The 16,576-nt window shown below is 44.1% G+C and carries 14 protein-coding genes; 1 reads left to right on the top strand and 13 read right to left on the bottom strand.

Annotated elements, in window-relative coordinates; genetic code table 11:
- Positions 1-23: 23 nt before the first annotated feature.
- From QP794_RS15965 to QP794_RS15915, 11 genes are all read right to left on the bottom strand, one after another.
- Entirely contained in the window at positions 24-1,106 is a 1,083-nt protein-coding gene (locus QP794_RS15965) for a glycosyltransferase family 4 protein (RefSeq protein WP_024632887.1), read from the bottom strand.
- Complete coding sequence (locus tag QP794_RS15960) at positions 1,099-2,214, bottom strand: glycosyltransferase (RefSeq protein ID WP_285078002.1); 1,116 nt, start codon at positions 2,212-2,214, stop codon at positions 1,099-1,101. The genes QP794_RS15965 and QP794_RS15960 overlap by 8 nt, the downstream gene beginning before the upstream one ends.
- Positions 2,215-2,258: 44 nt before the next feature.
- The gene (locus QP794_RS15955) at positions 2,259-3,563 is read right to left on the bottom strand and encodes a hypothetical protein (protein ID WP_285078001.1); all 1,305 of its coding nucleotides are present in this window, start codon (positions 3,561-3,563) and stop codon (positions 2,259-2,261) included.
- Between the two features lies 1 nt (position 3,564).
- Positions 3,565-4,758 (bottom strand): glycosyltransferase family 4 protein, encoded by a 1,194-nt coding sequence (locus QP794_RS15950; RefSeq protein ID WP_285078000.1) that lies wholly within the window; start codon positions 4,756-4,758, stop codon positions 3,565-3,567.
- 25 nt (positions 4,759-4,783) lie between these two features.
- Positions 4,784-5,746 (bottom strand): NAD-dependent epimerase/dehydratase family protein, encoded by a 963-nt coding sequence (locus QP794_RS15945; RefSeq protein WP_285077999.1) that lies wholly within the window; start codon positions 5,744-5,746, stop codon positions 4,784-4,786.
- Between the two features lie 34 nt (positions 5,747-5,780).
- Positions 5,781-6,449, bottom strand: coding sequence for a sugar transferase (locus QP794_RS15940; RefSeq protein WP_218672006.1), 669 nt, complete (start codon positions 6,447-6,449; stop codon positions 5,781-5,783).
- The gene (gene galU, locus QP794_RS15935; protein ID WP_285077997.1) at positions 6,446-7,354 is read right to left on the bottom strand and encodes a UTP--glucose-1-phosphate uridylyltransferase GalU; all 909 of its coding nucleotides are present in this window, start codon (positions 7,352-7,354) and stop codon (positions 6,446-6,448) included. The genes QP794_RS15940 and galU overlap by 4 nt, the downstream gene beginning before the upstream one ends.
- 258 nt (positions 7,355-7,612) lie before the next feature.
- Positions 7,613-8,296: a CpsD/CapB family tyrosine-protein kinase gene (locus QP794_RS15930; protein ID WP_079350940.1), complete on the bottom strand. Its 684-nt coding sequence runs from the start codon at positions 8,294-8,296 to the stop codon at positions 7,613-7,615.
- Positions 8,277-9,029: a YveK family protein gene (locus QP794_RS15925; RefSeq protein ID WP_079350941.1), complete on the bottom strand. Its 753-nt coding sequence runs from the start codon at positions 9,027-9,029 to the stop codon at positions 8,277-8,279. Before QP794_RS15925 ends, QP794_RS15930 begins: the two co-directional genes overlap by 20 nt.
- A gap of 21 nt (positions 9,030-9,050) precedes the next feature.
- Positions 9,051-9,827, bottom strand: coding sequence for a tyrosine-protein phosphatase (locus QP794_RS15920; protein WP_285077996.1), 777 nt, complete (start codon positions 9,825-9,827; stop codon positions 9,051-9,053).
- 149 nt (positions 9,828-9,976) lie between these two features.
- A complete protein-coding gene (locus QP794_RS15915) occupies positions 9,977-10,411 on the bottom strand; it encodes a hypothetical protein (protein ID WP_285077995.1) in 435 nt (144 codons plus the stop codon).
- A 332-nt stretch (positions 10,412-10,743) separates the two neighbouring features.
- On the opposite strand from QP794_RS15915, the gene QP794_RS15910 reads away from it, so the two are divergent.
- Entirely contained in the window at positions 10,744-11,112 is a 369-nt protein-coding gene (locus tag QP794_RS15910; RefSeq protein ID WP_024632898.1) for a helix-turn-helix domain-containing protein, read from the top strand.
- Between the two features lie 102 nt (positions 11,113-11,214).
- Here QP794_RS15910 and QP794_RS15905 read toward each other — a convergent pair whose 3' ends face one another.
- Both QP794_RS15905 and gltB read right to left on the bottom strand, forming a co-directional pair.
- The gene (locus QP794_RS15905) at positions 11,215-11,364 is read right to left on the bottom strand and encodes a hypothetical protein (protein ID WP_179132975.1); all 150 of its coding nucleotides are present in this window, start codon (positions 11,362-11,364) and stop codon (positions 11,215-11,217) included.
- Positions 11,365-11,591: 227 nt separating this feature from the next.
- On the bottom strand, positions 11,592-16,190 hold the full coding sequence (gltB, locus tag QP794_RS15900) for a glutamate synthase large subunit (RefSeq protein WP_285077994.1): 4,599 nt from the start codon (positions 16,188-16,190) through the stop codon (positions 11,592-11,594).
- Between the last annotated feature and the right edge of the window lie 386 nt (positions 16,191-16,576).

Here is a 16,576-nt window from a genome sequence, read left to right as displayed (position 1 = left end):
AGAGGCCTTATGGAAACAAGTATCTACATCGTGTTCATAATGATGTTCACCGTGTCTTTAGCACATTTGTTCCAGGAAAACAGACCCGAGTGGTCTTTTCCTTTATAAGACATCTGCTTGCTCAATTCTGGATCTGATGTAATTTCAATCAACCTTAATGCTGCTTCTTTTGGACTGTCAGGATTAAAATACAATACGGCATCTCCGCAAACTTCAGGAATGGATGCACGGGAAGATACAATAACCGGACAACCGGATGCCATTGCTTCCAACGGCGGCAATCCAAAACCCTCATATAATGAAGGGAAAATAAATCCTGCTGCATTTTCGTAAAGCGCCTTTAACTCCCCATCTGTTACATAGCCCACCCAATTGACTGCATCGGATTCGTCCCATGTTTGATCACCAAATACTTTGCTGTTCTTGGAACCAACGATAACAACGTTCAAATTATGAGCTTCGATCTCGGGTAATACTTCAAAAATTAGATTGAAATTTTTGTAGGGATTCATCGTACTTACAGCCAGAATGTAAGGAGATTGTATACCATATTTTTCAATCGTACCTGTAGCAGCCTTTTTCCTATGAATATGATCGATTCCCAGATGGGTGACCTCGAGCTTGTGCTCCGCTATTCGACAGTGCTGTATCAGCTCTCCTTTGGAGAAGTTAGAAACCGTAATAATTTTTTTTGAGGTTTTACCCAGTTGAACCATCAGAAATTTGTACCAGACACGGAAGGCAAAAGAAAAAGCCTTTGGGTAATTGAAGACAGCGGCATCATGGATCGTTACAATTTGGTTTTTGTTAAACGCCGGGCCAGTATTACATAGATTGATTAACAATCCTCCCTTAACGTTAAAAGGAAGTTCAAGTTGCTCCCAGAGATGTCCCTTCAGTTTACCGACTGTTTTGTGGCGTACATGTTTGAATTCCGGTTGGGTAATTATATTTGAGGGAGATAACAGACAAAATTCATACTCCCTCCCATCAATTTCCCCTCGATCTATCAATTGATCGATTTCTTTCACGAGTTCTAGTGCATATCGCTGTACGCCTGTGATGGTCTGGGTTAAAAAACGAGCATTAATATATATCTTAATCATGTGCATCTCCAGCTCTCTTCGAAAATTCTAAGGGACCCTTAACGTTTTTTTTCTGAACGGAAGCTCCTTTATATGCCTCATAATAGAGTTCCACAAGCTCTTCATTCATCCGAGCTGCACTAAACTTATCCTTATAAATGGCATAACCTGCTTCACCCATTGTCACCAACTCAGTCTTGTTAAGGTTCTTCAGGATGTTCAACAGCTCATGAGAATGTTCAATGTCAAAAATGTATCCACTCTCACCCTGTTGGATGAGTTCCGGTAAAGCTCCGCGATTGCTTCCAATGACCGGTTTATGGTTCTTCATCGCCTCGATCGCAACAAGTCCGAACCCTTCCCATCTGGATGGCATAATGACTGCATCACATTGCTGGTAATATTGATCTATCTCCGCATTATTCACCCATCCAAGACGAATAACATTTCCAGGAAATTCCCATACTTTGTCCTCAAGTATGGTGTCTCCAATAACATACAAGCGAATGTGTAGCTGCAATTCCGGATTTTTTTTAAACATATTCAGTACAATATCAAGCCCTTTTTGACGGTCATACCTACCCACGAATAACAACTGAATAATATCATTCTCTTCAGAAGATTTGCTTAAGGGAATAATCTTACTAGCTTCGCTTTCACGTATACCGTTATAGACAAGCCTAGACTTAGAAACGGATAATCCCAAACGTAAAGATTGCTCCAGTTCATATTTGGAAATATTAACAATGACATCCGTTTTGTATTCCATAAGCTTTTCTATAAAAAAATAACCCTTTTTGTACAACGTTTTGGTATCCATTAGAAAAGCCCAACCATGAGAACAATAAAAAACAGTAGCCTTCTTGGGTTGAAAAAAAAATAAGCCCCTTACGAGAAGACCCGCAAATGAGCTGTGAACGTGAATAATATCTGGTTTAAGTTCTTGGATGACTTTGCGGATCTGCCGCATGGCTGAAACAAAATACTTAGGATGACGTTTATATTTATAATAAATGATACGATCCGGCTCTAATTCAAAATTGGTAGCACTTTGATATTCACTCATCAGCACATAAACATCGAAAAATTGACTTTGGTGTCCAACAATTTCGTTAAGATAGGTCGACATTCCACCAACGACGTATTCGCCGATGTGTAAAATCCTCAATTCCCTCACCCCACTTTCTGTGTTATTTCCCCTGGATTACGAGTCTGGACAATTGACATGCCAATGACCATCCAGAAGAAAACGTTGGCCGGAAACAACTCAAGTACATTCGTTGTAAGACTTGCAGCCGCCACTCCCGCACCAAGTGCAAGTGCCAACTGAGCCAGACGCAAAGGGCTCGAGTCAGTTGACTCATTCATTTTCTTTACAAGCGAGACAACAATCCACATAAATAAAACGATAAAATAAATGATTCCGATCCAACCTGTCTGTTCGTATAAGGAAAAATACTGATTGTCTACCGCAAAATTACTAGAGTTCACACCGATCATATACGTTCTCCGACTTGCAGCCCCTACCGAACCAATCCCATTGCCAATCGCTCCATTCATCGTAAACGGAGAAGTAAGACTGTTCCCCCATGTCTGTAATCGATCCAATAAGGAAGAACTGGAAAGCAAATTTTTAGATTCCAGCATTCTGCTCCCGAAGAACACAGCTGCTGGGAGCAACATGAAAGTAACGGCAAGTATCAGTGTGTTTTTTTTGCTATATTTTCGAATCTGAAGAAAAAATATAATTATTTGATATACGAGCCACAGTAACAGTGCTGATCGAATGGTCGACAATAGCAAGAAGCTGATTGTCAGCAATTGAATGATTAATCGAAAAAAACGATTATTCAATGCCATTTTAGTTCGTTCTGCAATCAATCCTGTTATAAGCAAAGCATACGCATAGCCGTCAGGTGAATAGGTTATAGATGACAGGCGAGGTACACCTTCTAAATAGTTTTTAATGTTCACTCCATAGATAAAACCAAGCGAAATCAATTTTTCAATCCCAAGTGAGTACTGAACCAGCCAACCAAAGATTAATAAAATAAATATAATCAGGTTTGTTCTGGCAAACGCATAGAAGCCTTGACATTGGGAGATAAGCATCCCAGTAAACATCATAATTAACGGTAAAAATGTGATTTTAATCCCATATATAAGTGTTACAACGCTTGCACCCAGCAACAGATTTAACGCACCTAGTGCAATAACCGACCCCAATATGAATAGAAAAGGTCTAATGAATAATGTCTGGCTTCGGTATACTTTCCTTAAAGCAAAGATCGCGACCAACACCATGCCTAAGTCCTTTAGTGAACGAATGATGATGTTATCGACATAGATAGAGATCAAACCATAGATAGACAAATAGATCAGCAATATATGGACGGTTGGAATGAATAGTGAATACTCTGATTCCGGTTTCACATAAACATAAGAATGGGGCCTGGCATTCAAGGAAGTAATTTGCATTTTACCCTCCACGCCTGATTAACTTATCGTATATATTGATATGTTCTTTAAGAAGATAGGCTTCATTAAAAGTCTGGCTATGCGCATAACATTGTTGTTTCAATTGAATCTTATCCTGTTCGGATAAATGATAATATTTAAGAATTCCTTGAGCAATAGCCTCTGAATTGTAGGCAGGAAATGAAAAATCCCCTGGTTCAACCAGAATCTCTGGCATGCCTCCCACACGAGAAGCATACACAGGTGTGCCTACCTGATAGGACTCGATCACTACTCTTCCAAATGGTTCAGCCCACGTGGAGGGAACAACGGTAATATCCATCTCTTTCATCTGTGAGGCAATCTGAGATTTATCCAGTTTCCCTCTGAAAATAATGCGTGGTTCTGACCCTGCTAACTGTTTCAAATGATGCAGCAGTGGACCATCGCCAAAAATATGCAGGTTGCACACAATATCCTGTCCAAGACTTTTTACCGCATCAATTAGATATTGAACACCCTTTACTTCCGTTAATTGCCCAAAATAACCGACATTTAATGGCTGATGATGGTGAATCTCTTTCTGTGCATACAACTGCTGAACATTGTTATTCTCCTCTACAATGTTATGAATGACATGTTTGGAGGATCGTTCGAAGAAACCAAGCATTGTATGACTCCCAAGGATATGATTGGATATACCAATTACCGAAGATATCATTCGGCTGTATCTTCTTGATATTTGTCTATATAACCTGGAGTAGGCAGATATTTTGATCGGGTCAATTAATGAAAAGTCACGTAGTGTATGCACGACTGGAATATTCAACTCATGTGCGGCCTTCCAGATCGCCAGACTTAGACCAGGGATATTCTGGGTATGAATAATAGCAGGTTGTAGACTGGAGAGATACGCCTTGATGTATCGGTATTGCCTGATATTAAAAATATCCTGAACTCTCCACATGATCTTATTCGCGGTTGACACTTCCTTTGCAGAATCCCCGATCCAGTACCGATTATTGTAGGGAAGCCGTGAGATTTCGATTCCGTTAATTGTGTCACTACGCACTTCCCGTTCTTCATGTCCACCCACAGTAATCACTTTGATATCATAGTTTTGACTCAACGTCTGCGCCAGGATTTGTGTTGATATCTCTGCACCCCCAATGATATTTGGGGGATACAAGCTGTGAGCAATTAATACTTTTTCCATTCTTCTCAACTCACTTTAATCAGCTTCATGGGGTTTCCTGCAGCATCGCCCGGTAATGGTCAATCGTAAGTTTTAATCCTTCTTCCAAGCCAATCTCTGGTTCCCAATTCAAAATCTCCCGAGCCTTGTCAATCACCGGACGTCTAACCTTGGGGTCATCTTCTGGCAAAGGTAAAAATACGAGATTGCTGTCTGATTGGGTAAGCTCTTTAACCAAAGAAGCAACTTCAAGTATGCTATATTCCGTGGGATTACCAATGTTGATAATTTCCCCGTTCGCTTGATCTTCAGCCATCAATTGTTGTAATCCCCGGATGTTATCATCCACATAACAGAACGAGCGTGTCTGTGATCCGTCCCCGTACACCGTAATATCCTGTCCTGTTAGTGCCTGTGTTACAAAGTTGGAAATGACACGCCCATCATCGTTCCGAAGTCCTGATGAATACGTATTAAAAATACGCGCCACCTTCACGGAAACGCTGTGTTTCGTGTAGTACTCATAACAAAAGACTTCGCCTAAACGCTTGGCCTCGTCATAACAGGCTCTTGGTCCCCAAGTGTTCACGTTACCTCGATAACTCTCAGGCTGTGGATGAACTTCGGGATCTCCATAAGCTTCACTCGTACTCGAATACAGGAACTTTGCTCCTTTAACACGGGCCAGTTCGAGCAAATGATAGGTTCCTCGAGTGTTCACCCAGATCGTACCGATCGAATCTGCTTGATAGAATTTGGGTGAAGCAGGTGAAGCCAGATGGTAGACTTCATCCACTGGCTGATCTATCAGAAAATCCAGTGAGTCGGACAGCGAAACATCAGCTTCACGGAAAAAAAAGAGGGGGCTATGAGCCACCTCTTGCAGATTACTAGCAACGCCTGTTGAAAGATTATCTATTCCGGTAACCTGATGTCCCTGATGAATTAATGATTTGACTAGATGTGAGCCTAGGAAACCGGCCGCGCCTGTCACTACAACATGCTTCAATGCGATCACGCTCCATATTATCTAAATGAGTAGGCTAAAATGTATTACTTTTGATCATAACACCAACGGTTTTAAAAATGATAATGATATCCATCTTCAGAGAGACGTTTGAGATATAGTGAAAATCATATTGCAAATTATGATGAATCGGCTCCTTGCGAGCATTACTTACCTGCCATAAACCAGTAATTCCAGGTTTCACTAGAAAACGTCTACGCTCCAGGTCCGTGTAGCTTTCTTCTACGATTCGCTTCATTTCAGGTCTGGGACCTATGAAGCTCATATCACCTTTGATAATATTAAGCAATTGTGGCAGCTCATCCAGGCTAGTTTTACGAAGTAATCTACCCAGCCGTGTAATTCTTGGATCATCGCTTGTTGTGGGGGAGGCGCTGTACTTCGGAGCGTCCGTACGCATGGTTCTGAATTTATAGATACTAAATTTAACTCCGTTTTTCCCGTAACGTTCTTGTCTGAATATCACGGGTCCTTTGGAGTCAATCTTAATCATAATCGCTGCAACAAGCATGACCGGTGATGTAATCAGCAACAGCACCGCTGCAATAATAAAATCGATAAACGGTTTTATTACGTCAGCATATCCGCCAACACGCTGCGAGTAAGGCTGTTCCAATACTGCCGAAGTGCCATCCTTGGCCAGGGCTTCTCCACTGCCAAAGTATTCCGGTCTTGAAAGTTTCACAGACTATCCCCTCCAGCTACAAGCAATTGATTCAATTGTTCCTTCATCAAAATCTCTTCAATCGCCATGAGGACAGGTGCACGCAATTCTTTATTTTTAAGAGCAAAGTCAAGTGTAGTCAAAATATAGCCCAGCTTCTCACCCACATCAAACCGTGAACCTTCAAAATCATAAGCACTAATACCTTCATCCCGATTCAGCATTTGCAACGCATCAGTGAGTTGGATCTCACCACCTGCACCCACATTTTGTTCTTCTAGGTATTCGAATACCTTAGGTGTCAAAATATAACGACCCATAATAGCCAAGTTAGAAGGCGCTGTACCCAACGGCGGCTTCTCAATCATGCTGTTTACAGAAGACAAGCGCCCCTCTGTATGCAGGGGATCAATAATTCCGTAGCGGTAGGTTTCACTCGGACTCACCGTTTTCACACCGAGTACAGACTGGTTGACCTTCTCATATTGTTGGATGAGCTGCTTTGTGCACGGCACATCAGACACCACAATATCGTCACCCAGCAATACAGCAAACGGTTCATTACCAATAAAGTTTCGAGCACACCATACCGCATGCCCGAGTCCCAGCGCTTCCTTCTGCCTTATGTAATGAATATCAACGTTGGAGGACTTCCGGACTTCTTCCAGTAAGCTGAACTTTCCTTTTTCAAGAAGGTTTTGCTCCAGTTCAAACGCGCTGTCAAAATGATCTTCAATTGCACGTTTTCCCTTGCCCGTTACAATAATAATGTCCTCTATTCCAGAAGCTACAGCTTCTTCCACGATGTATTGAATGGTCGGTTTATCCACAATAGGGAGCATCTCTTTAGGCATTGCCTTTGTAGCGGGTAAAAATCGGGTTCCCAATCCGGCTGCGGGAATGATTGCTTTCCTCACTCTAGTCATAAATACCACCCTATCCATTATTATTTTGTATGTTTAAAAGCATGAGTTGGATCATTTAAATCCATGAAACCATGAAATAAATTGATGCAATTCTTACTTTTAATTTCATAAAAGGGCATTAAACCCATCCTCACATCACACCCTTGACGATATACGTCTAAGGTACACTACCCACAGTGTGACCGAGTGCCTACCTTGATAAAGGTATAGTAGACATAACCTTGAAGATATTATTTGTGGGACCATTATGCAAATTCGTTAAGCATTTTCCCCATAATAGGCATTCCGTCTTTTGGGCACCTGTACATTGTTCAAGACAGCTCCGAGGATACGTGCGTTCACATGTTCAAGATGTGCTTTTGCCTTTTTAACGAGATCCTTCTTCACCTTGCCCGCGCTCACAACAAGAATGACACCATCACACAATGAACTAATAATTAAAGCGTCCGTAACTGCAAGAACAGGGGGTGTATCAAATAAAATCACATCGTATACTTCCTTCAAATCTTCAAGCAGAGCTGTCATTTTACGTGATCCTATCATCTCTGAAGGATTAGGAGGTATTGGGCCAGAGGAAAGGACATGAAGCCCTTCCACTCCGGTTTCCCGAAGGACTTCCGTAACCTTATATTGGCTGGATAATACACTAGTCAGCCCCACGTGGTTGGGAACATTAAACATGCGATGTACCGCAGGTTTACGTAGGTCCGTATCCATAAGCAGCACTTTTTTTCCTTCCTGGGCGTAAGTAACTGCCAGGTTGCCAATCGTTGTCGTTTTCCCTTCACCGGACAACGCCGAAGCTATCATGATGGTTTGGATCTGACTATCAATAGATGAGAATTGGATATTAGTTCTTAATTTCCGATACGCTTCAGATGACGTAGACTTGGGATTGGCCATAGTAACTAGGCTTCCTTTATCATTGGTTAACCGTGGCATACTGGCCATCACCTACCTGTTTTTGAGATGTGGTTGAATGTTTAGAAAAACGTGCTTCTTCTTTTCTGATTTTGGAAATAACAGCAAGGGCAGGTATACCAAGTTCTTTTTCGAGTTCATCTTCCGTTTTCAAGGTATCATCCAAGTATTCCAATAGGAATACAAACCCTATTGCTAGCAGAAGTCCAACAAGGAAACTGATCAGGATGTTTATAACGGGATTGACATTAATGGGTCTGGAGGAATCTGTAGGCTTGGCTTCACTCAGAATGGTTACGTTGTCCACTTTCATAATTACGGGGATTTGGGATTTAAACACTTTGGCAACCGCGTTTACTGTTTTGGCCGCTTTTTCAGAAGATAAACCAGTGGCGGTCAAACTCATAACCTGGGATTCATTCGCGGTCGTTACCCGGATGCTCTGTGCCAGTTGATTCCCGCTCATGCCTAGATCGGGGTATGTAGCAGCAACTTTATCGAGGATTGCTGAAGATTTAATTATTTCAATATACGAATTTATCACCTTAATATTGGTTTGAATCGAACTAATATCAAGGCTCGGAATACCTTGAGCGTTATAAGCCTGGTTCACAATTAATTTTGCATTTGCCTCGTAAATCGGTACAGTCAGAAAATAATTTTTAACACCTGCACCTATACAAGCTACTGCAACAAAGGCAATGATGATCCAAATTCGTTTTCGTAAAATGTGCATATACTCTTTTAGCTCCATCTCGTATTCCTCCCATTTAAATCAGCAATTATGATGAAGAACGTGTCTTCTATATCTGTTTAGCTGTTCTCCAGAATCTTCCGGTTCTATGATTTGGTTGTTCCATACCGACCAAGCATTATTTTGCAAACTTTGAACGAGTCGGCTTCCAAATCGACGCTCAAGCAGGTGATAGGCAGCTGTCATCATAAACGTCCGATCTTCCAGGTTATGAGCATCGGATGAAATGAAATGAAATCCGTTTTCTTTGCAAAAATGGAAACACCATTTCTGAACTTTTCGCCCGAAAAGTCCCATGACCGATTGAGCCGTGATTTGACATAGAGCACCTTGCCTAAGATATTCAACCAATAAATCGGGATTGTTCTGGATTGGACGATTTCGTTCGGGATGAGCAATAATAGGAATGATACCCGCTAACTTAAGTTCTTGGAGTATCCCGGGGAACTGCGAGGGGATATGACCAAAGGGCAATTCCAGCAACATGTAACGGCTCCCGGCGAGTGTGCAGCACTTTCCTGCGTATAAGTCTGCAATCAGGTTGTCATGCACCCTGATCTCCTGTCCGGGACGGATCTCCAAGCGAATGTTGCGTTTGCGAAGTTCTGCATGTAGCAGGTCCACTGCCTGATTGACCACGTTGGGTTTATTGTTGTACTGCCCGTTCAGGTGATGCGGAGTAGCAATGATCGAGGTAATTCCTGAGGCTGCCGCTTTCTCAGCCATCGCAATGGACTGTTCCATATGAACAGGACCATCATCCAGACCGGATAAAATGTGGCAGTGCATTTCAACCATATCCAAACTTCCTCAATGTATGATCCCCCTCGCCCCTTTATTCATTGCGCAAATGCTTTTGGTGTTAAAGAACTAATGCATAACGCTATGAAATATAGTAAAATGGCGTTAAGTACATGCTTGTTCAGAATATGTTTAGAATGTTCAACTCATATGGTAAAATCAATGGAATGATAGGTTTCCTGTAAGTTAGGTTGTTCCGATGCCTTCTCATACTGGAACCGGGAAATGGTCGGAAACTGTACTTCTCTAATCATTGTATTTAACTGTCCCGTTATATATAGTGTCTGCTCTTGCTGAATATGCAAGTTTGAATGATACAATGTGAGCTCACCGAAGGGCTGTTTCCATTGCAACCTTGCGTGGAGTCGTACACATACATGGCTATCTTCTACATCCAAACCGATCAGCATCTCTGATGATATTGGCAAGTCCAGATCGCTCAGGAAGGCGATCGCTCGTGTGTCCATACCAAGCAGCAGAACGGGGCGTCTTTTGCGGTCTACCCATTTGCCATGGAACTCCTGAATGTACATATGGACATTTAATTTGAGATCCGCCCATTCCTGAATCATTGAATTCATGGCTTCATTCCTTTAGAATGGTTTAGCTTGCAATAGTTGCCTACATTCCTTCTCACAGGTATATTGGCTTGGCAACGTGGTCATACTTAAAATATCCCAAATGATACATTTTGTAACTCCATACGTCCAATTTACGATACAATTTGTATCATGTCAAGCAGTATTTGGACATGGTTCTTTTGATTTACGACAATATGAGATGTCCTTAGACAGACCTATATACAACTAGGACTACTAAGGCATTACGATTATGCAGGTAAGCTGCCCTGATCAAACACTTGGCTCAGGATTGTTTCAATATATATTTGATGGCGTTCAGGGGGAAATAGCATATGAGCTACGGAAATCGCATTGCTGAATTAAGGGAACAGCGGGGACTTACTCAAGAAGAACTTGCGAGCTCCATTCATATTACAAGAGCTGCTCTCTCCCACTACGAGAAGAACCGACGCAAACCGGATTTCGAAGTGTTAACGAGACTTGCTGACATCTTTGGCGTATCCATTGATTATCTCATTGGACGGACGAAACAAAGTGATGTCGTGATGGATGAGGACGTAAGGGAATTCGTCGACGCCCTTGAATTATCGGATAAGGAAGTGCTGGAACGCTTCGGCCTGATGATTGATGGTAAACCCTTAACAGAAGAAGAGGCACGTCGTTTTATTGCTTTCGTCCGCATGGAACGCAGCATGGATTAATCCGCAAAGAAGACCCAGTACCGAGAAATACACTTCTCCGGTTTCTGGGCTTTTTTAAGTCTTTGTTTTCCCTCCATCTATTCTATGCTTGTCGATGTGTTGTCAAGCCCGCTTGTTGTTGTCGGAGGATACGAAATGGTTCCAACGCTCCGGGTCGATTCCGCATTGCAGTAAAACTTTCATGATGTCCATCTGGGTTGCTTCGACTGGTTTACCTTTCGGCTTACGATCGCCCCTGTTTGGATGCTTCATATTCATTCCGCTAACCTCTCTTATCTTTATACTTTCCCTGCACTCCAAAACTAGCCTTATTATACTTGAGAAACTTCCTCAATGTTGTCGTCTCATGGCGATAGCGTTTTTTGTATGGGTTCTAATTTTGTCGAAAACCAAATAGGAGCTCTATGGCGCCGCATTGGCCGCCATAAAGCTCCTATTATTCTTAATACAACCAGTTCATGCACTCGAAAAGGAACAAATTAACCTCCTGTACGTGCAAGCTCACGCATGTTGGCTTCAAAAGCTGCCAGCAAAGCAGCCTCTCCGGTCAGACCTGTTGCCTGAATCCGTTCGATTTGCTCTGTCATTCGTTTAAAGTCCTTTGGTATAACCCGAACAAATTGATCTACGGACTGCTGCCAGTTATCCAGAATGCGCTGACCAGCCACACTGCCTGTATTCGCAACATGGCGCTGAATCATACCCCGCAGATCTGCACTTTCAGAAACATCTTCGATACGCTCCAAAAGTACCATTTCCAGATTACAACGTTGCAGGAATGTGCCTTTTGGATCATAAACATAAGCAATACCTCCGGACATCCCGGCTGCAAAGTTACGGCCTGTATCACCCAGAACGACAACACGTCCACCCGTCATGTATTCACAGCCATGGTCGCCCACACCTTCAACAACGACTTTGGCACCCGAGTTCCGTACAGCAAACCGCTCCCCGGCGATACCACGAATATAGGCTTCACCACTGGTTGCCCCGTATAGAGCGGTATTACCAATGATGATGTTATCCTCGGCATCAAATGTGGCTTTTGGTGAAGGCATGACGATCAGCTTACCTCCGGACAACCCTTTGCCTACATAGTCATTGGAATCTCCTTCAACGGTCAATGTCATACCTTTAGGTACAAAGGCCCCAAAGCTTTGACCAGCAGAGCCGACAAATTTGAATTGAACCGTATCTTCTGGCAATCCTGCAATTCCATATTTGCGTGTAATTTCGCTACCCAAAATGGTTCCCACTGCACGGTTTACGTTGGTAATCGGAAGCACCGCTTCAACCGGTTGACCGGATTCGATCGCAGGTTGTGCCAGTGGCAACAACTGCTGCATATCCAGCGTCTCTTCCAATTGGTGGTTCTGATGCTGTGTACGGTAACGTGCAGAGCCTTCAGGCATTTCAGGCACATGCAACAATACAGACAGATCTACACCTTTTTTCTTCCAATGGTCTACAGCCTCTACCGTTTCGAGGCAATCGGTACGGCCCACCATTTCCTGAATGGTACGGAATCCAAGATCAGCCATGATTTCGCGAACATCTTCAGCAACAAAACGCATGAAGTTAACGACATGTGCAGGATCTCCCGTGTAATTTTTACGCAATTCAGGATTTTGTGTCGCTACACCTACCGGACATGTATCCATCTGGCAGACACGCATCATGATACAGCCGAGTGCAACGAGTGGTGCTGTAGAGAATCCATACTCCTCAGCTCCCAGCAAAGCAGCAATAGCCAAGTCACGACCATTCAGCATTTTACCGTCTGTTTCAAGAACAACACGATCACGCAGATTGTTCAGCATCAACGTTTGATGTGTCTCTGCAAGACCCAACTCCCAAGGCATTCCCGCGTGACGAATCGAGCCTTGCGGGGATGCACCTGTACCACCGTCATAACCGCTGACGAGAATGATATCGGCACGACCTTTGGCTACACCCGCCGCAATCGTTCCAACGCCGACTTCGGATACCAATTTAACGTTGATCTCTGCACGTGGATTCGCATTTTTCAAGTCATAGATCAACTCAGCCAGATCCTCAATCGAGTAGATATCATGGTGTGGTGGCGGTGAGATCAGACCTACACCCGGTGTGGATCCACGAACCTCAGCAACCCAAGGATATACCTTACGTCCGGGCAGCTGTCCACCTTCACCCGGTTTTGCTCCCTGTGCCATCTTGATCTGAATCTCGTCGGCATTGACCAGATAGTTGGATGTTACACCAAAACGTCCGGACGCCACCTGTTTGATCGCACTGCGACGGGAATCACCGTTGCTATCTTTAATGAAGCGAGCCGGATCTTCCCCGCCCTCACCTGTATTGGATTTACCTCCAACACGGTTCATCGCAATGGCAAGATCTTCATGTGCTTCTTTACTGATCGAGCCAAAGGACATTGCTCCGGTTTTGAAACGGCGCATAATGTCTTCCACGGATTCCACTTCTTCCAAAGGAATCGCAGGACCGACCGGTTTCAGTTTCAGCATAGAACGAATCGTCAGCAACTGATCGTTTTCACCTTGCACCAGTTTGGAATACTTTTTATACAGCTTGTAGTCCCCGGTACGTACTGCATGTTGCAGCGTATGGATCGTCTGCGGATTGAACAGATGCTCTTCTCCGTCGTTACGCCATTGGTATTCCCCGCCGGAATCCAGTACTTTGTCATTGCCATCTTTGTCCGTGAAGGCACGGTTGTGATGGGTCAGTGCTTCAGCTGCTACTTCTTCCAGACCAATCCCGCCAATTCGGGAAGGTGTCCAGGTAAAGTAACGGTCAACGAAGTCCGATCTCAGACCCACTGCTTCAAAAATTTGAGCTCCGCGATAGGATTGTATCGTCGAGATTCCCATTTTGGACAATATTTTAATAACACCCTTGGTAGCGGCTTTAATATAGTTCTTCACGGCTTTCTCATGTGAGATGCCACGCAGCAGTCCTTGCTGAATCATGTCATCCAGCGTTTCAAAGGCCAGATACGGGTTCACGGCACTTACCCCGTAACCAAGCAACAAGGCATAGTGATGAATATCACGCGGCTCTGCCGATTCCAGCAAAATGCTGACTTTGGTTCTGGTTCCTCTACGAATCAGATGGTGATGCAAACCTGCTACAGCCAGCAATGCTGGAATAGCCGCATTCTCGGCGTCCACACCACGGTCAGACAGGATCAAAATGTTATGGCCTTTGTCAATGACACGGTCCGCTGCTTCAAAGAGCAGTTCCATCGCTTTGCGAAGTCCTTCTGCGCCCTCTTTTGCTGTAAAGAAGATCGGAATCGTCATCGAGCGGAAGCCCGGACGACGAACGTGGCGAATCTTCGCAAAATCCTCATTGGAAAGTACAGGTGTATCCAACCGAATCTGACGACAGCTCTCCGGTTCAGGATTCAACAGGTTACGCTCGGGTCCGATCGTTGTTGCCGTTGACGTTACAATCTCTTCACGGATCGCATCGATCGGTGGATTGGTAACTTGTGCAAACATTTGCTTAAAATAGTTATACAGACGCTGCGGACGATCCGACAGAACCGCCAGTGGTGCATCATAACCCATGGAGCCTGTGGCTTCCATACCTGTTGAAGCCATAGGCTCCAACACTTTGCGCAATTCTTCAAATGTATATCCATAGGCCAGCTGAAGCTGGGTCACGTTAGCATGTTTTGGATCAGGCAGTTCCGGTGCATCCGGCAGCTCATTCAGGTCCATCAGATGCTCATCGAGCCAATCCTGATATGGATTCTCGGCTGCAATGAGAGCTTTCACTTCCTCATCCGCAATGATACGTCCCTGCTGTGTATCGACAAGCAGCATACGTCCTGGACGCAGGCGGTCTTTGTAGAGAATTTCTTCAGGAGCGATATCAAGTACCCCAACCTCGGAGGACAAAATAATACGGTCGTCTTTCGTTACATAGTAACGTGCAGGACGCAGACCATTACGGTCAAGTGTTGCACCAATCTGCAAGCCGTCGGTAAAGGCCATTGCTGCCGGTCCATCCCAAGGCTCCATCATTGTGCTGTGGTATTCATAGAATGCTTTTTTGGCAGGGTCCATTCCCTCATCCGTACTCCAAGGCTCAGGAACCATCATCATCGCAACATGTGGCAACGAACGGCCACTCAGATACAAGAACTCCAGCGTGTTATCAAACATCGCTGTATCCGAACCATCCGGGTTGATAACCGGTTTTACTTTCGAGATGTCATTACCGAACAATTCGCTCTCGAACAGCGACTGCCGGGCATGCATCCAGTTCACGTTACCACGCATCGTATTGATCTCACCGTTGTGGATCATGAAGCGATACGGGTGAGCACGTTCCCAGCTTGGGAATGTATTAGTACTGAAACGGGAGTGCACCAGCGCAATCGCTGATTCCACAAGATCTTCCTGCAGATCCAGATAGAATTGTCCCACCTGTTCAGTTGTCAGCATGCCTTTATAAACGATTTTACGACAAGACAAGCTTGGCAGGTAGAATGAACCGCCTTCCGCTTCATCCGCTGAATAACGAATAGCCAGCTCAGCACGTCTGCGAATGACGTACAACTTCCGTTCAAATCCCAGTTCATCCGTAACTTCTGCCGATCTTCCAATGAACACCTGACGTACATATGGCTTTGCTGCAAGCGCAGAACGCCCAAGCATCTCATCAAACGTAGGCACATCCCGGAAACCCAGGAATGTCTGGCCTTCTTCTTCGATAATCTTCTTAAGACTCTCTTCATGTGCACTGCGAATGACCGGGTCCTGTGAAAGGAACAACATCCCTACGCCGTAGAAGCCCTGTTCAGGTAATGCAAAACCAAGACGATCCGCTTCCTGTGCAAAATAGCGATGAGGAATCTGGATCAAGATACCGGCTCCGTCACCGGAATTTGGCTCACTGCCCTGTCCTCCGCGGTGTTCCATGTTACTGAGCATGGTCAGTGCCTGACTAACGATGTCGTGTGAAGGTACTCCTTTGATGTTGGCAACAAAACCCATTCCGCATGCGTCTTTTTCGAACTGTGGGTCGTACAGACCCTGTTTAGGAGGTAATCCGATGTGTCTCATGGAACGCAACCTTTCTATAATGAAGTATTTCGGAAAGATCAAGAACATAGGCAACAAGCAACAATAAATCGGGAGGAGCGGGCATTTATTCATTGATTAAAAGCCTGCTAAATGGACGAGGGCGACAGCAATATGGCTGTCAATCTTATAAGTGCTGCTATTGCGACAGGCCATCCATGAGAGGAGCTGATCCGGATTATCCGGCAAACAGCTTGGTATAACAACACGCAACCGCTGGCACGGCCGCTGATATGGAGCGACGTTTTTTGATATAGTTCTATTATTTTAACACCGACCTAACATCAGCGCAATTTAAACTTTTTAATACCTCTGATAAGAAATGTTTTGCAGTACAGCTTTAGTGTACTGATGCTAAAATTCATCTC

The sequence above is a fragment of the Paenibacillus sp. UMB7766-LJ446 genome (assembly GCF_030226665.1).
GTDB classification, from domain to species: Bacteria; Bacillota; Bacilli; order Paenibacillales; family Paenibacillaceae; genus Paenibacillus; species Paenibacillus vandeheii.
This window is presented reverse-complemented; position numbering and strand designations above follow the sequence as displayed.